The organism is Acinetobacter sp. CAU_H_60, assembly GCF_058599385.1.
Genome location: NZ_CM178653.1, coordinates 1,933,819 through 1,950,068 on the forward strand (window position 1 = coordinate 1,933,819; position 16,250 = coordinate 1,950,068).

A 16,250-nucleotide genomic window follows, 5' to 3' on the forward strand; every position below is an offset into this window, starting at 1 on the left:
GACGGTTTTTATTATTATATTATTAAACAATTATAAAAAAAGATTCTTTACCTAATTACTAGATCAAATTATTGAATTTCTGAATCTTCCAAATTTTTAGGTAAATTCAACCTAACTTTAAAGTTAGAAATTTCATGGTCATTTCCCCAATCACCATAGATTAGAGCTTTTACTTCTAATCCGGTAAACTTTGATAAATGATGATCCTTTAATAACTCTAAAAACTTTTCAGTATCCTCTTCACTCAGATAACCCACTTGAACATTATTTACAACCACCATGATTGCATTCACTTTATCAGGATCTATAATTAAAAGCGCACTAACGACTTTACTGACAGTATTTTCAATCTCCGGGCCAATGATCGTAATTAAAGGTCGCTGAAAATTGGTTGCACTTGAAACTTCATGTCTAAATTTGTTTTTAGTTAATTCTTTAAACTTTCCACTAGGCTTATACCTAGTATTCGGTCTTACCATTACTAGAACAGTTATAAAGATAATAATAATTAAAAGAAACAGCCCCATGACTAAGACTCTTTTATCAAGGAAAGGAGGTCATATATTTCTTGAGCCATATCAGTTTCTATTAAGATGTAATTGAACTATTAAAGTAGAGAATTTTTGACATGAATGGTATGTGAAAAATGTAGTAGTTCTTTGCTAATTTTAAAATAATAGAAATAAAAGGCCTGCCTTTTTCTGAATCCTTGTCATTATATTGACATCAAATCGTCATAGCACTGTCATTTGTTAGTGTTGATATAAGCCAATAAACTTAAGAAGATTAAATGAGGACAAAATATGGCAGGGTTATCCATCTGGCATGTACTAATTTTTGCAATTGTAGTGATCTTACTGTTTGGTACTTCTAAACTAAAAAATCTAGGAAAAGATGTAGGGGGTGCAATCAAGGACTTTAAGAAATCTGTCCGTGAAGAAGAAACTAAAACAGCTCAACTTCAGCACTCTCGAACGATTGATGCGGAAGTTAAAGCCAGTGAGAGTTCAATCAAGAATTAAGGTATTACCATGCTCAATATTGGAATGACTGAGCTATTGGTCTTTGGGGCTATTGCCCTGCTCATTCTTGGACCAGATAAACTCCCTGAGGCGGTACGTTTTATAGGTAAATGGTCAGCCAAAATCAAAAGGATCGCCGGTAATATACAAAATGATCTTGACCGTGAATTGCGACTATCGGAACTACGGGAGCAAATGCAAAGCGAGCTGAAACGTATTCAGGAATTAGAAATCAAAGTGCAGGCACAGATGGATAATATCAATGTAATCCATCAGCCCTTCATTAGAAATCCGGAACAACATCTTTTGAACCATGAGCCGACTTACCAATTAATTAATGAATCAGTTTCACCTGTTCATTTACCGCCAATCCAGCTGAATAAATTAACAAAACAAGAAAAAACTTATACTGATATAAAGGTGGCCGTATGAGTATTTTGCCTTCGACTCAAACAAACAACGATACCCGGCAAATCCCGTTAGAAGAAATGCCAATTACCAAGCATCTAGTGATTCTTCGAAAGCACCTTTTCAAAATTGTGGGCGTATTATTAGGACTATTCTTATGTTTACTGCCTTTTGCAACCCAAACTTATCAGCTTTTATCAGAGCCTTTACGCGCTCAGTTACCTGAAAGCTCCACCATGATTGCAACAGATGTGACTGCGACTTTCATGGCTCCATTTAAGTTGAACTTCTTTATTGCTTTACTTATTGCCATGCCTTTTATTTTGTATCAACTTTGGGCCTTCGTTAGACCAGCATTGTACGTAAAAGAAAAAAAGTTAGCTTTACCACTATTAATCAGCAGTATTGTACTGTTTTATGCAGGTATTGCTTTTGCCTATTTAATCGCTTTACCTTCTATCCTTCATTTTTTTATCAGCGTATCACCTGAGACTGTTGCGCCGATGACCGATATCAATAGTTATCTGGCTTTTTGCTTAAAACTATTTTTAGTTTTTGGATTTACTTTTGAAATCCCTATTATCACGCTCCTACTTATTATAATTGGTGTTGTCAGCACACAGACCTTGGTGGAAAAAAGACGATTTATTGTGGTGGGATGTTTTTTTATTGCCATGTTTGTGACACCACCCGATGCCCTATCAATGATTATGTTAGCTGTTCCAATGTGGCTGTTATTTGAATTAGGTTTAGCAGCAGGAAAATGGATAGAAAAATGATGCCTGGACATAACTGAATAATAATAAAAACAACATAAAAGAAGAAAATTCTCTATGAGCAGCTTAAGCTGCTTTTATTTTTGATTTATAAATCAATATTATATTTAATAAATCCGCAATATTAGCTTCACCCGACTGTCATATTTAACCGCTAATTTATTCCTGACTTTAAAACAACCAGACCTTAGTTATGGGAATAAAACAATGACAGACTACTTACCTTATGATGAAAATCAGGAATTGGATAATAATACGTCAGATAATCATCATTTTCGGGATATTTTAGAACAATCTATCTCTCGTCGTGACTTGATTGCCAAAACTGCAAGTGGGGCTGCAGCATTGGCCCTTGCATCTTCTCTGACTGGATGTGGGGATAACGATAATAGCTCTACTCTGCCCCCAACCGAGACTGCACCAAACCCGCCTGCTACTGACCCAAATACAAAACCAGAGCAACTGAACTTTACACCAGTTGCCAAAAACTTGAATGATATCGTTACTGTACCAGACGGTTATGAAGCCAATGTCCTGTATGCTCTTGGAGATTCTATTAATCCTGCATATTCAGACTGGGATGATAACAATATCCCGAATGGTCCAAGCTTTCAGTTTCGCTCTGGCGACTGCCATGATGGAATGAGTTTTTTTGGCTTAAATATTACTACTGGCCGCTATGACCCGACTGTGTCTGAGCACGGTCTACTCGTTATGAACCATGAATATATCAATCCGACTTTTTTACATCCTCAAGGACCAACCAAAGTTGATGGTCGCCGCCCTGAAGATGAAGTCATTCGTGAGACAAATGCACATGGTGTTTCAATCGTTCATATCAAAAAAGACAATTCCAACCAAAAAATAGAAATTGTCAAAAATTCGATTTATAACCGTCGAATTACTGCCTCAACTGTCATGAGCTTTTCAGGTCCTGCGAGTGGATCTACTCTTCTATCTACACGCTTTTCACCAGGTGGAAAATTAACACGCGGTACGCATAACAACTGCGGCAACGGCTATACCCCCTGGGGTACTTATCTCACCACTGAAGAAAACTTTATTGGTTACTTTGTCCGTAGCAAAACTGATGATGTTCATCGCTTAGCGCAAGAAAAGATCGCTTTGGAGCGTTATGGTTTAAAAGCAGGTTCAAGCTCACGTTATGGCTGGGAATCTGCAATAGGTACAATTGAACCTCAGGATCTTTATGATCGATGGAGCGCAGATATTACTGCCGGTGATGCCAGCAAGGATTATCGTAATGGCCCAAATACTTTTGGCTGGATTGTAGAAATTGATCCATTTGATAGCCGACAAAATCCAGTTAAGCGTACAGCCTTAGGGCGTTTTGCCCATGAAGACTGTCGTGCTAGTCGTGCTCGTGAAGATGATAACCTGGCTTTCTATATGGGCGATGACTCACGTGGAGAATACATCTATAAGTTTGTCTCTGACTACAAATGGAGTGAAAAAGACCGCAATGGCGGTTATGCAGCCGGAGATAAATATATGGATCATGGCAAACTTTATGTTGCCAAATTCAATGCAGACGGAAATGGTCGATGGATTGAGCTGAGTTATGGTATTAATGGGTTGAATGAGCTGAACAATATCTACCCTTTTAGTTCCCAGGCGGATGTCGTGACCTTTGCCCGTCTAGCAGCAGATAGCGTAGGCGCTACTAAAATGGATCGTCCAGAATGGGTTGCAGTCAATCCTGAAAATGGAGAAGTCTATGTTACGCTCACTAATAACTCTAACCGCGGCACTACACATGCCTTAGATGCAGCCAATCCACGTAACTATAGCGATCCTGAAGGTGGCAAAGGTAATGTAAATGGTCATATTATCCGTTTACATGAAGATAAGGATACGACTACAGCCATCACATTCAAATGGGATATTTACCTATTTGGTGCTGAAGCTAAAATGGCACAGAATATTAATCTATCGGGTTTAAATGATAATAATGACTTGTCTTCACCAGATGGAATGTGGTTTGACCCTCGTGGTGTACTCTGGATTCAGACTGATGATGGTGCTTATACAGATACGACCAATTGTATGATGTTGGCTGCTTTACCTGGTAAGGTTGGAGATGGTACTCGAACAACCACATCTTCTGGTCAGGAAACTATAGTCGGTGCTCAAGTCTCAGATCAAACTTTACGTCGTTTCCTGACAGGTCCGAAAGGCTGCGAGATTACGGGGGTAACCATGACACCAGACTATAAAGCGATTTTCATCAACGTACAGCATCCTGGAGAAGATTCTCGAAGTTATGATAAGCCCACTAGTCATTGGCCTGCATCACAGACTAACTCATCTGCTACTTCCCGGCCACGCTCTGCAACTGTAGTAATCACTCGTAAGGATGGCGGGTCAATAGCGGGTTAAAGAACTCAAAAATTTAAAATGCTGGCTTAATGCCAGCATCTTTATTACTAAAACAGATGTCTATAAAGTTCTTAATATTTCATATTTTGGTGTAATGGATGCTGGGCTCGATATCAATTTCCTGTTTAAGACATTAATTTACCTAGAGAGTTTTTTATTCAGTTGCTAATTGCGTATTCTTATTTTAATGGACACTAAATCTCACAGAAAAGTGAACAGAGATTCCTATCTTACTTGGACGCTTTAGAGTTCATATAATCGTCACTATGTTAAATAGATATAAATTGACTTAATATATGGATATACGTATATTTGAATAAGAGTATAAATTGAGTCAACTTAATGGATCAAACTGATTTCTTTAAATGCCTTTCTGATCCAACTCGCTTGGATATCTTAAAGCTTGTTATAGCTAAGCAGAATATTTGCGTTTGTGAACTCACTGAACGTTTGCAGCTTAGTCAGCCTAAGATTTCCAGACACCTAGCATTACTTAGAAACCTTTCGATTTTGCTAGATCAGCGACAAGGACAATGGGTCTATTACCGTCTGAACCCAAATCTTCCTGAATGGGCTAAAGCTGTACTAAATATCATCTCGAATCAAAACGAAGACATGATTAATAGCACCTCTACCGATACCTCTATCTCTATTCATTGTGATTAATAACTATGAAATTCCTTTTCTTATGTACAGGCAATAGTTGCCGTAGCGTCCTTTCAGAAGTGTTATTTAACAGCCGCGCTCCTGAAGGATGGAAAGCTTATAGTGCTGGCAGTAAGCCGACAGGCAAAGTTCATCCCTTAACAATTAAGACTTTGGAAAACTTAGGACTATCTACAGAAGGCTTATCCAGCAAAACAATGGATGACTGTGAACGATACCAACCTGATGTTGTGATTACAGTATGTGATTCGGCTGCTCAAGAGTCATGTCCCCTATATTTGAATGATGCAATTAAAGCTCATTGGGGATTAGCCGACCCATCACATTTAGACCTTCCTGAAGAAGAAAAACTTCAAGCATTCTTAAGGACTGTTGATCACATTAATAGACGCTTAGACGCTTTATTTGCACTTGATGTAAATAGCCTTTCTCGTTCTGAACTAATCAATGAAATCAGCAAGATTTCTAATATCGAGTAAGCCATGTCTAACTCAAGACTTTCTTTTCTAGACCGAAACCTGACCCTATGGATTTTTATTGCCATGGCATTAGGGGTAGGCATTGGCGTGTTCTTTCCTCAAGCCTCTGTTGCACTGGATAAATTAAGCGTGGATTCAGTGAATATTCCTATCGCAATAGGGCTCATTCTGATGATGTATCCACCACTCGCTAAAGTCGATTATGCAACTTTGCCAAAAGTGTTCGAGGATAAATGCACTCTGACTTTATCCCTTATTCAGAACTGGCTGATAGCTCCATGTCTGATGTTTATCCTGGCAATAGTTTTCTTACATTCCTATCCTGAATATATGACAGGCTTAATCTTGATTGGATTAGCTCGATGCATCGCTATGGTGTTGGTATGGAATGGATTAGCTTGTGGCGATAATCAGTACGTAGCGGCATTGGTGGCTTTTAACAGTATTTTCCAAATTTTGTTTTTTAGTACCTATGCTTGGCTTTTCCTGACCTTCTTACCGCCTTATTTTGGTGTGGAAGCACAGGTCATTGATGTGAGCTTTTGGACAATTACTCATGCTGTCCTCGTTTATCTCGGCATACCATTTCTACTTGGTTTCTTAACCCGAATGATTTTAGTGAAGCAAAAAGGGTTGCTATGGTATCAAACCAAGTTTATTCCCAAGATCAGTCCACTTAGCCTGATTGCGCTCTTATTTACGATTGTAGCCATGTTTAGTCTAAAAGGTGGTGAAGTCGTTCATTTACCTCTAGACGTGCTGAGAATCGCAATCCCTTTAACCTTCTACTTCATTGTAATGTTCTTCATTAGCTTCTTTATGAGCAAATGGATGGGCAATGACTACCCTAAAACTACCGCTATTTCCTTTACTGCTGCAGGCAACAATTTTGAATTGGCGCTTGCTGTCGCTATTGCCACTTTTGGACTGGCTTCGCCTGTTGCATTTACTACGGTGATAGGTCCATTAGTTGAAGTACCGGTGCTCATTATGCTGGTATCAGTGTCTTTATGGCTGAGAACAAAAGTTTTTAAAGAGGTATAAATCTGATGAATTTACCGAATATTGATTTAAGTCTTTTAGACAAGCCTACTTTAGAAAAGGTTCAAGCCAAAGAGCTGGATCATCCACCAAGAATACTGCTTCTGTATGGTTCAAACCGTGATAGATCATATAGCCGTTTAGCTGTTCAAGAAGCTGGCCGAATCCTAGAGTATTTCGGTGCCGAAGTTAAAATTTTCCATCCTAAAGGTCTACCTCTCCCTGAAGATGGCGATATGGAACATCCAAAGGTTAAAGAACTACATGAACTCTTAACATGGTCAGAAGGTATGGTGTGGTGCTCTCCTGAACGTCACGGCTCAATGAGTTCCATCTTGAAAGCTCAAATCGACTGGATTCCACTTGCCGCAGGTGCAATACGTGCAACTCAAGGTAAAACCTTAGCTGTAATGCAAGTGTGTGGAGGTTCTCAATCATTTAATGTGGTCAATCAATTACGTATTTTAGGGCGCTGGATGCGGATGATCACGATTCCGAATCAATCATCAGTACCTAAAGCATTCCTAGAGTTTGAAGAGGATGGTCGTATGAAGCTCTCTTCTTACTACACTAGGATCGTGGATGTGATGGAAGAGTTATACAAGTTTACGCTCTTAACGAGAGGACAGTCCTCATACCTCACTGACCGCTACTCTGAACGGGTAGAAAGTGCTGAAGAATTATCTAAGCGTGTAAATCAACAGAGTCTTTAAATTTCCTAAAATTAACATAATACACGTTATAAGAAATTATTCATTATATTGTATAAAAATCAAAAACTTAATACACATAAAGAAGCCCAAACAATACCGATTGGGCTTCTTCATGGATTTTTCATGTTCCACAGTCATTAAGTGAGCAATGTTTCACGAATTTATGTAGTCTCATTGTAAGCGTCCGCTGAACACACCTTATGAATTCATCCTATAAGCCTTAATTTAGTCCCCACTTAAAAACAAGTGGGGACTTAAATTTATGACTATAAATAATCAGACATCCATCGCATCTCTTGCGAAAAAACGAAGAACATACAGTGCTGAATTTAAACAGCAGATCGTTCAGGCTTGTAAAGCACCGGACGTTTCAATTGAATACAAATCTTGTATCCAAATGGATTCGCTTAATTGATGGTAAGCAAGGGAATGATCGCTCACCACTACCGAATAAACCTGCATTTATTGCTTTATCTTGCTCTGCACCATTAGATCCTATTCCTACTGAGATGTTAACGGTTCAAATTACTTTACCCCACTCAAAAGCAGAATTTGGCTTGAAATGGCAAGTATCAGAAATATCTGCTTTAGCAGAATTACTCAAGGCACTTGCAACATGATCCGCATTGATGAAATCTGGCTTTCTACCCAACCTCTGGATATGCGAGCAGGGATGGATACTGTCATGGCTCAGGTGCTGAGAGCCTTTGGCTACATCAAACCGCATTGCGCTTACCTGTTCTGTATACAGGCGGTCTAAGCAACTATACAAAATCACAATTACTTATAGATCTTCATGATGATGCTCTGGTAGTAGTAGACAGTTCGTACTATAAATTTAGCAGTCACACTTTTTGACTCAGCCGCAACTTCTTTAACTGCACCACCCTTCACGCTTGGCAGAATCAGTACCGCACTCAATGAAACAGCCATGAAGATTTTTGCAAACTTAGGATTGTTCTCAAATACAAAAAGTGAGATCAAAGACAAAAAGTTCGTGATCAGGAAGAAGATTGAGAAGCACAGGCCCACCATAGGCATCACGATTGATTTATAGGCATCTTTAGCATCCATTTCTTCACCAGCACGAGGCATTTTAGGCTTCTCATTTTGTGCATTCAGTTCAGAAATATATGGACGATACTTATTATAGGTTCTAAACAGTGAATCTGGCATTGAGGCAATAATCTGTTCTTTAAAATCCTTTTGCTTAGGATCATAGATACGAGTCTGGTTCGTTTCTTTGAAGATATAAGCCTTTACATCAGGGTGATTAAAGAACTGGCGTTCAGTCATGTTCGGTGGAACATTAGAATTTGGTCCAAAAGTTTCTTTGCTTTGCTTAACCCATTCTTGATGGATTTTTTCTTTCTTTTTAGTAAAGAAAACCTGATCCATGTAACGGTTATATTCCTCGCTCTTGCCGATATAGCGACCCCAAGCGTTTTGTAATTGAGTTAGAACATTGCTCGACATCATTTGGCGATTGTAATAAGCATCATCGTTCATTAAGCATGTAGCGAATGATGTAATCGCTTGCTTGTATTTATCTTCACTATAAGTCTTAGTCATCTCAATATATGGGAAAAAGGCCCGATCTAAGGTGCTCTCGACATTAAAGATATTTGGATGCTGTTGGCATGATTGAGCCTGAGAATAATATTGCTGACGTTCAGCTTTTGATTTGGCTTCGGCATATTCCGGTGTTAATTCCCTATTGATGTATATCCCATCACGAGGGTTCATTTTTTGTTTAAGCCAAATTTTGAAATTAAACCAATAAAGATGCTCCCTTTTTGTGGCCCAACGGTCGTTATAATACGGAACAATGGTGTTATGAGCGCCTGTAATCAGCAAAGCCTTGCCCTTCTGTTCATTAGAAGCGCTATTCACAATGTAATTAATGACCTGGTTCTGCACAAAGAATGAGATACCAATTGAAATTAAGGCCACTGGAATAAGCCAGAGAATGAATTGATGGATTTTCTGGAATCCTGGCAGAACTGCTTTCATGAACAGTAGGCAGATCCCTATTCCGGTAAAGGCTTTACCATATCGTTCCACCGTTTCGATCTTTGTAGCCGAGGTTGTAGTGGACATCTGGCTAATGATCATCGAGTTAAAATAGATTTCTAAACCGAAGTAACCTAATGACAAAATAAGGAATAAAACAAGGCAAACTTTTTGTTGGAAAGTTGCAATTTTAAGAGCTTTTAACATAGCAGTTTTTATAGGTTATAAAGATATAAATTTGCTGGAAACTTATCACATTAATCAGTTCTTTTTTAGGCAAAAACTATCAAAAATACATATACAAAAAGCGTCCTAATACCCAGACAAACTCTTTCATCTCACAATTTAATAAGATTAATTCCAAGTTTAAGATAAAAAACCCCCATAAATTTCCTGTCTATGCATATAGGTAGTACGATAAGTACGAAAATTGGAACTTAACTAGCCCAAAAGTACCGCTTAGTACCGGCTTTGTTGCATAAACATTCAAAAGCTGAGTTTTCCCCAATCCATTCAAATTTAAGTGACAACTTGGGTGTGAGGTCTACCTAATTCCGTAAATCTATTCAGAACTGCCACACGCGCATGAACTTCATTGACCTGACTTTGAAAAAATACAATTAGGCTTAAAACCAAGAAGATTTTTAGAACCAAAAACCCTTAATTTTCAATATATTATTTAAAATAGCAGTTTATAAAACTCTTTTTTATATCTTTAGACATACCATCTTTTCAACAAAAACCTGCCCCTTTATTCCCAAGTTTTTGATCATGCGTTCATAAGTTAAATTTCAGTTTTATCATAGAGACAGGACATAAAAATAATAAGAAACCTCTATGAATAAAAGAATACTCTCTGGGCTTCTTCCCTTGGCGTTATCTCAAGCAAAAATAGTTGCTGTGATTAGCATCGCGCAAAGCACCGCTCTCTTTCCAATTGACGGGATGGATGACTGATGCCAAAGATCTCTAAGTTCGCCAGTGAGCGCCGTCATACAGAACGGAAACAGGTCATACAAAAGGAGATGCAGCAGGCCCAAAACTTTATTCAAACGCATCTGCCTTTAGATGATTTCCTCGAGGCGTACCAAAATCATCAACACATAGGACTGTTAGAAAAACTTGAAGCGGCCATTGAACGAGAAGCCTCCTCGGTTCGTTATAAAAAAATGCTGTATCACTGCTACCGCAGGCAGATCATGCTATTCAACCATCGCTACGAAATCGAGCTTGATTTACCCTCCCGGCAATTCCTGAGCATTGAACGTGAGCCCATGGAATTCAACCGGGAGTGGCTTGAACACTCCAAGTATGCCCATATGATTTATCAAAGGCTGTGGCGTTACTGGAACACGGCATCACAGTTCTCCGATGCAGAAATCATTGGTAATATCCTGATCTCGAGTATTCTCTTTGCCGGGATCTGTACCCGCAATACTCTGGATGCATTTCTTGAACAGTTACAGCAAGGACTGATGATTCAGTACCTTAAGACTATAGATCTGCATCTGGTCTTTCTTGAACCCTTATCCCCGGGTTATGGAGACATCTACCATCCTGAAGCCCCACTAAGAAAATCGCGCACACTGGTTTTAGACCGCATCACTCAACTCTGGCTGGTCCGATACCTTGAAAACTCCCCGACTGTACGCATGAATGCCTTTGACTATCTCAGTATCATCTTCAGGAAAATGGAGTTTACCGGTCAATATTCTGAGATTACTAAACTTCTGGCTTCGGCAAGTTCTCATTGGGTGCAACTGGATAATGTCACACTGGATACCGCTTTAAGCCGCTGCCTGGAAGACAAAAATGAAACCTGCGGCTTAAGCCTGACATCATTCAAAAATTATCTGGATCCACCTCTGTTTTCAGCACAGTTAAATGAGGGTCACATCACGAATAGGCCTTCAGTAAAATGCTCAACCACCGTGATAAATGAACAATCGCTGGCCAGCATCAAAAAACTGCATAGGTATTTGCTCAAGACCATTCGACACAATCAAGACGGTTTGACTGAACTCATCGACTATGTGACCCAAGAACATGCTGTCCTGTCTGAAGCCTCAATCCGAATCTGCCTATGGCTGATCAGTATGTTTCAACCCAGTACAGCGCAAGTACAGCACTTAAGCCAGCTCTTCAATCTCGACACAGAAGCTTGGCTCAAATATTTAGGTTACCAGCAGAAATTAAGGCGATCCTCGATCTATAGCTACTATGCCAAGTTTGCAGAAGCCTGGTTGTTGCATGCGCTTCCCTATAGTGAAGATCCTGATTTCAATACCCACCTTGAGGACATCTACAGCAGGATTATGGGAGAAAACACCAGGTCCTCGCATCAAAAACTCGATCTGCTACGACGATTTCATCATTTCCAAAAAATTCTGTTTAAATCAGAAGATTTTCCTTTGTACCGCGATCTTCAGACATCCTCCCATCCCAAGACACAAATTATCTCAGCCAAAGTATTTTGCGCTGTACTTGCTCTTATCCCTGCTTACGTAAAGTGTGACAGCTTTAATCAGCATGATGCCGAAATGCTCAAAATTATCTTCATCCTCGCCTTTCGTACCGGGATGCGGATTAATGAAATTTTAGGCCTAAGAATTAAAGATCTGGAAGGCCCCACATGTACATCCATCTGGATTAGGCCTTACCGCTCTAGTCAGCAGGAACATACATTAAAAACGGACAGCGCTGAACGTAACATCCCGGTCAGTACGCTGTTATGTCCCAATGAACATGAAACATTTAAGGACTACTGTTTATCCAGACGCATCAGCTTCAATAAAGATGACTATGTATTTACCATGTGGAATAGCACTGAACGCTTATCCGCACATTTTGTCTCTCAGATTTTCTCGAATCTGATCAATACGGTATTACCGGGGTGTCAATATTCATTTCATACCCTCAGACATTCTGCCGCCAATCATCTAGCACTGATCCTCAATATGCCCTATGAACTGGTCAAGGTCTTTAGTGATTATACTCAGCAAGATTATGCGCGGATACGCAGTGACCTGATACGTGGTAAAACAGCACAGGATCTCTGGTATATTCTTGCCCATTTACTCGGGCATATCACGCCAACAGAAACCTTTAAAAGCTATCTGCACTTATGCTTTATCATGGCAGGATACAAGCTCAGTCAATATGATCCATCTATTCCCTATTCAACTCTTAAAACCATTTATCCTGGCCTCTCAATCAAACCCACTTCGAAAGACATTCATCCAAGTAGTTTAAGTCCGATGCTTAGGCTAAATTTGACTGCTGAGCACCTGATAAATAGCGCTACACATAGAAAAAGTTCTAAAAGAGCCAAACCATCCGTTACCCGAAAAAATGAGTGCAGTAACGAAAAATATTATCCGGGCACGGCTACATCAGGTATCTCCGCTCATATGGCAATCCAGATCATTAGACACTGTGAACGATTTGATGATATTGATTACATCGCTAAAAAATTGAACCTCCCACGGGCTTTCATTCAGGCATGTAAAGACAATATCAACAAATTACAGATGCTGAAAAATCAGAAAGGCAGGTCAAGGTTCATCATCAATCCTGACAAAGATAGACGCATATTGCCCTGCGTAGAAACTTTTGAAGAAAAGAAACTGATTCCGTATTTTTTTAAACAGCTGGGTGATTATTCCAGAGATAATAAAAATCTCATTCAAGGATTAAAAATATTTATTCAAAAGGTGAATATCTCTGAATCAGGATTAATATTCCACATTAAAGAACTAGATCAAATTAATATCTTTTTTGAGGCAATCTTTCCACTTTTTCCCATCCATTACTGGACCATTGAAATACCCTATAGGATAAAAAACATAGATTTATCATCAATTAAATGCATTCAAAAAATTAATCAGGCCAACCTAATACCTGGAAACTTTCAAAATTCTTTCCGTGTATACTTAAAATCAAAAAATACCAATAAATCACTCAGTTTTCTTAAGTACAGTCTTATTCTCTTATGTGTATTTAATCAAAAGGTTTTTATTTAGAATAAATACTAGATAACCTATAAACTTCAGTTACATCTTGGAATTAGACAAGCCCTAAAATTTATATTAAAAAGAATCATCGATGATAATAAGAGATACGCAGATGCTTAATAGAGAAAAGATCAATAATATATTGCGTAAACTAATTCATGAGTTTCAAATTCTCGATGGATATACGCTAGGACTGTTCTTTAATGAAGATAATAACTGTAGTAATTATCGGGCCATCTATTTATGGATTGAAGAACTGATAGACCAGAATCCTGACATTAGCTTTGATGAAATAAGAGTTCTATATCGAGAACGACTTCCTGATTCATATTCTATTTATTAAAAAAAGCCCCTGGTTACAGGGGCTTAATAAACCTACTCTCCCAGGAATTTATTTCTATACCAGGCCCAAAGCTCCTCAGCTATAAACAAATTCCCACCTTGCAGAGAACTTACAATTTTTTTGGGTCGAGGAAATGTAGGATCTATTTTCATAAGCTTATATAAGCTTGTTCTAGAAATATTTAAAAGCTCGCACACCTGATGAAGCTTTAAAAGAAGGCTTTCAAATACTTTACCATTATTATGATCGTGATGACCACTTGGCATAGTTTCTGTTCTCCTCTGGAGGTTTTTATTTAAATAATTGAAATTAATCTGCATTAATTTCCCAATTGTTTTGCAACCATGTTTCTATTTGCTTTGTATCGTAATACACTCCTGCACGACGCTGGGTAAAATCCTTTTGTGGATGAGGAAAAGTTGGATCACTATCAGCAATTTTTTTTAATTGTGCTCTAGTAATACCCATTATTTTACAAAGATCCAATAATTTAATTCTCCAAGGCAAGAATTTTTCAATGGCATCAAAACTATTTTTATGTATACACTCTTGTGTGATTAAATCAGACACTTTTTCCTGTGTACATAATAAGAAATACTTCCGAATTAAAAAATTATTGACATTATCTTTGGGGTTACTCATACATTTTAATGAGGTGGTGATTAATAACTAAACACTACCTCACTAGAAAATATTTGCAACACCCTGTAGGAGTTTTTTTATATTTTCTTTGTAAAATTAGATGCATTTTGTAACAATAGAGTCTATATAGTTACCCCACCATTCCATGACTTTAATACGCTCCCGAAAATGCTGACCTTTATTATAAGTACCAGGCATCCCCGCCTTAAGGTGTGCTAGGCAGGCTTCTATCACCTGCTGTTTATCACTTAAAATATCGTTCAATTGGGTGGCTGCAATATGGCGAAAGCCATGTGGATTTTGCTTGTCTTTGTAGCCCATTCTGTTCAAAGCAGCATTAAAAGTCAGATTACTGATCGGCTTCATTGCACTGTCTCTGGAAGGAAATAAATATTTACTTTCTCGCCCAGGAATTGCCTTTAACTCCTCCAGCAACTTAATAACTTGTGGAGATAAGGGAATATCGTGATCTTTTCTCATTTTCATCATGGAACCTGGCCTTTTCCAAATTTTGAGATCGAAATCAAACTGATCCCATGTCGCGATTCTTAATTCACCTGGTCTTGGAAACATGAGAATTAATAATTCCAAACCAATAGCGATTTGTCGGGTTCGATAATTTCTGATCTTTTGAAGCATTTCAGGCAATTCACGAATATCAATGTGCTTCATATTATTTCCTATATTCTTATCCAGGTATTTTTTCAGGGTTGCTACAGGGTTGCGTTGCATCCGCTCATGATGAATGGCGTAATCATAGGCATTCCGAACATAGGAAAGTAGTTTCTCGACTCGGTTAAAAATCTTCTCTTTTCTTTGTTTACCCTGAAAAAATTTTTGCCATTCTTGAGTCTTGATCTCTGCAAATTTTCTTTTGCCAAATACAGGTAAGAGATGCCTCTCGATAGATTGAACCTCCTTTTTAAATGTTTGTGCTGTCCACGAATTTTTTTTGGTATCCAACCATTCCCACATCAACTGTTCAAACAGCTCTTTATTCTCTTCTTGCAATTTCAACGCTTTTTCTTTACGGGTAAGCGGTACCACTATACCCTTTTCTATATCTCTCACTTTTTCACGAGCCTCTTTAAGAGAAACTTCTGGATAAGTCCCTAAACCGATCCATGCCCATTTTCCCTGACTATTCTTTTTACGCATTTGCCAGGATTTTTTACCTGAAGTTTGAATCCTCAGATAAAGACCCGGAACATCACCAACCCGATATTCCTTCTCTTTTGCTTTCAATGCATCGCATTTCAGATCACTTAAATGTCGTTTTCTAGTCATGGTCTAAAACTCTCAATTGAAAATATGTATCCTCGTTATAGGGTGAACTCGGGATACACACAATAGGATACACAGGGTCCATTTTTATACGCGAACGTATGTGAACATATGCGTACATATGTGTATTTTTTAGGCAATAAAAAAACCCTAATTCTTTTAGAATTAGGGTTTTATATTTCACATAAGAATAGTATGAGAATGAAATTTGGTGGGCCCAGACAGACTTGAACTGTCGACCAACGGATTATGAGTCCGCTGCTCTAACCAACTGAGCTATAGGCCCTATATAGGCTGAATTTGTTATATTTCAACTAGTTCAGGCGCATTGAATACTAGCCAAGATTAGATCAAAAAACAAGTACTTTTCTTGCTGCTTGCACACTTAGCCAGCAATCATTTTTTATCTTTAATAACTGTTCTGTTTAGGATTTAAGACTTCAGTCTAAG

The 16,250-nt window shown here is 38.4% G+C and carries 15 protein-coding genes, 1 tRNA gene and 1 pseudogene; 11 read left to right on the forward strand and 6 right to left on the reverse strand.

What is annotated here, in order from left to right:
- Positions 1-68: 68 nt before the first annotated feature.
- Entirely contained in the window at positions 69-479 is a 411-nt protein-coding gene (locus tag AC4MBN_RS08980) for a hypothetical protein (RefSeq protein WP_491880135.1), read from the reverse strand.
- A 324-nt stretch (positions 480-803) separates the two neighbouring features.
- Between AC4MBN_RS08980 and tatA the strand changes: the two genes are divergently transcribed.
- The 10 genes and pseudogenes from tatA (at position 804) to AC4MBN_RS09030 (ending at position 8,265) form a co-directional block, all read left to right on the forward strand.
- Positions 804-1,022 (forward strand): Sec-independent protein translocase subunit TatA, encoded by a 219-nt coding sequence (gene tatA, locus AC4MBN_RS08985; protein ID WP_419365558.1) that lies wholly within the window; start codon positions 804-806, stop codon positions 1,020-1,022.
- 9 nt (positions 1,023-1,031) lie between these two features.
- Positions 1,032-1,454, forward strand: a complete 423-nt coding sequence (tatB, locus tag AC4MBN_RS08990; RefSeq protein WP_419365557.1) for a Sec-independent protein translocase protein TatB — start codon at positions 1,032-1,034, stop codon at positions 1,452-1,454.
- Complete coding sequence (tatC, locus tag AC4MBN_RS08995; RefSeq protein ID WP_419375328.1) at positions 1,451-2,209, forward strand: twin-arginine translocase subunit TatC; 759 nt, start codon at positions 1,451-1,453, stop codon at positions 2,207-2,209. The genes tatB and tatC overlap by 4 nt, the downstream gene beginning before the upstream one ends.
- A 204-nt stretch (positions 2,210-2,413) precedes the next feature.
- Positions 2,414-4,606 (forward strand): PhoX family protein, encoded by a 2,193-nt coding sequence (locus AC4MBN_RS09000; protein ID WP_419365555.1) that lies wholly within the window; start codon positions 2,414-2,416, stop codon positions 4,604-4,606.
- Between the two features lie 342 nt (positions 4,607-4,948).
- On the forward strand, positions 4,949-5,272 hold the full coding sequence (locus tag AC4MBN_RS09005) for an ArsR/SmtB family transcription factor (RefSeq protein WP_166136176.1): 324 nt from the start codon (positions 4,949-4,951) through the stop codon (positions 5,270-5,272).
- Positions 5,273-5,277: 5 nt separating this feature from the next.
- On the forward strand, positions 5,278-5,751 hold the full coding sequence (locus tag AC4MBN_RS09010) for an arsenate reductase ArsC (protein ID WP_166136172.1): 474 nt from the start codon (positions 5,278-5,280) through the stop codon (positions 5,749-5,751).
- A gap of 3 nt (positions 5,752-5,754) precedes the next feature.
- Positions 5,755-6,795, forward strand: coding sequence for an ACR3 family arsenite efflux transporter (arsB, locus tag AC4MBN_RS09015; RefSeq protein WP_166136169.1), 1,041 nt, complete (start codon positions 5,755-5,757; stop codon positions 6,793-6,795).
- Between the two features lie 5 nt (positions 6,796-6,800).
- Complete coding sequence (gene arsH / locus AC4MBN_RS09020; protein ID WP_491876718.1) at positions 6,801-7,505, forward strand: arsenical resistance protein ArsH; 705 nt, start codon at positions 6,801-6,803, stop codon at positions 7,503-7,505.
- A gap of 262 nt (positions 7,506-7,767) precedes the next feature.
- A pseudogene (locus tag AC4MBN_RS09025) lies at positions 7,768-8,125 on the forward strand (transposase).
- The gene (locus tag AC4MBN_RS09030) at positions 8,122-8,265 is read left to right on the forward strand and encodes a transposase family protein (protein WP_491876717.1); all 144 of its coding nucleotides are present in this window, start codon (positions 8,122-8,124) and stop codon (positions 8,263-8,265) included. The pseudogene AC4MBN_RS09025 and the gene AC4MBN_RS09030 overlap by 4 nt, the downstream one beginning before the upstream one ends.
- 20 nt (positions 8,266-8,285) lie before the next feature.
- Here the strand turns inward: AC4MBN_RS09030 and AC4MBN_RS09035 are convergent, their stop codons facing one another.
- Positions 8,286-9,725 carry a hypothetical protein gene (locus AC4MBN_RS09035; RefSeq protein WP_491876716.1) on the reverse strand — a complete coding sequence of 480 codons (1,440 nt, stop codon included), beginning with the start codon at positions 9,723-9,725 and terminating at the stop codon, positions 8,286-8,288.
- A 749-nt stretch (positions 9,726-10,474) separates the two neighbouring features.
- Here AC4MBN_RS09035 and AC4MBN_RS09040 point away from each other — a divergent pair.
- Entirely contained in the window at positions 10,475-13,540 is a 3,066-nt protein-coding gene (locus tag AC4MBN_RS09040) for a tyrosine-type recombinase/integrase (RefSeq protein WP_491880136.1), read from the forward strand.
- A 366-nt stretch (positions 13,541-13,906) separates the two neighbouring features.
- On the opposite strand, the gene AC4MBN_RS09045 is transcribed toward AC4MBN_RS09040, so the two are convergent.
- From AC4MBN_RS09045 to AC4MBN_RS09060, 4 genes are all read right to left on the reverse strand, one after another.
- Entirely contained in the window at positions 13,907-14,194 is a 288-nt protein-coding gene (locus AC4MBN_RS09045; RefSeq protein WP_491880137.1) for a helix-turn-helix transcriptional regulator, read from the reverse strand.
- Positions 14,184-14,444 carry a hypothetical protein gene (locus tag AC4MBN_RS09050; protein ID WP_166136154.1) on the reverse strand — a complete coding sequence of 87 codons (261 nt, stop codon included), beginning with the start codon at positions 14,442-14,444 and terminating at the stop codon, positions 14,184-14,186. Before AC4MBN_RS09050 ends, AC4MBN_RS09045 begins: the two co-directional genes overlap by 11 nt.
- Before the next feature lie 168 nt (positions 14,445-14,612).
- Positions 14,613-15,803 (reverse strand): tyrosine-type recombinase/integrase, encoded by a 1,191-nt coding sequence (locus AC4MBN_RS09055; protein WP_419374618.1) that lies wholly within the window; start codon positions 15,801-15,803, stop codon positions 14,613-14,615.
- 206 nt (positions 15,804-16,009) lie between these two features.
- Positions 16,010-16,086 (reverse strand) — tRNA-Ile (locus AC4MBN_RS09060).
- Positions 16,087-16,250 lie beyond the last annotated feature (164 nt).

Excerpts from the sequence above, each read along its gene's own strand:
- AC4MBN_RS08980 (WP_491880135.1), bottom strand. The coding sequence starts at position 479 with ATGGTAAGACCGAATACTAGGTATAAGCCTAGTGGAAAGTTTAAAGAA.
- tatA (WP_419365558.1), top strand. The coding sequence starts at position 804 with ATGGCAGGGTTATCCATCTGGCATGTACTAATTTTTGCAATTGTAGTG.
- tatB (WP_419365557.1), top strand. The coding sequence starts at position 1,032 with ATGCTCAATATTGGAATGACTGAGCTATTGGTCTTTGGGGCTATTGCC.
- tatC (WP_419375328.1), top strand. The coding sequence starts at position 1,451 with ATGAGTATTTTGCCTTCGACTCAAACAAACAACGATACCCGGCAAATC.
- AC4MBN_RS09000 (WP_419365555.1), top strand. The coding sequence starts at position 2,414 with ATGACAGACTACTTACCTTATGATGAAAATCAGGAATTGGATAATAAT.
- AC4MBN_RS09005 (WP_166136176.1), top strand. The coding sequence starts at position 4,949 with ATGGATCAAACTGATTTCTTTAAATGCCTTTCTGATCCAACTCGCTTG.
- AC4MBN_RS09010 (WP_166136172.1), top strand. The coding sequence starts at position 5,278 with ATGAAATTCCTTTTCTTATGTACAGGCAATAGTTGCCGTAGCGTCCTT.
- arsB (WP_166136169.1), top strand. The coding sequence starts at position 5,755 with ATGTCTAACTCAAGACTTTCTTTTCTAGACCGAAACCTGACCCTATGG.
- arsH (WP_491876718.1), top strand. The coding sequence starts at position 6,801 with ATGAATTTACCGAATATTGATTTAAGTCTTTTAGACAAGCCTACTTTA.
- AC4MBN_RS09030 (WP_491876717.1), top strand. The coding sequence starts at position 8,122 with ATGATCCGCATTGATGAAATCTGGCTTTCTACCCAACCTCTGGATATG.
- AC4MBN_RS09035 (WP_491876716.1), bottom strand. The coding sequence starts at position 9,725 with ATGTTAAAAGCTCTTAAAATTGCAACTTTCCAACAAAAAGTTTGCCTT.
- AC4MBN_RS09040 (WP_491880136.1), top strand. The coding sequence starts at position 10,475 with ATGCCAAAGATCTCTAAGTTCGCCAGTGAGCGCCGTCATACAGAACGG.
- AC4MBN_RS09045 (WP_491880137.1), bottom strand. The coding sequence starts at position 14,194 with ATGCAGATTAATTTCAATTATTTAAATAAAAACCTCCAGAGGAGAACA.
- AC4MBN_RS09055 (WP_419374618.1), bottom strand. The coding sequence starts at position 15,803 with ATGACTAGAAAACGACATTTAAGTGATCTGAAATGCGATGCATTGAAA.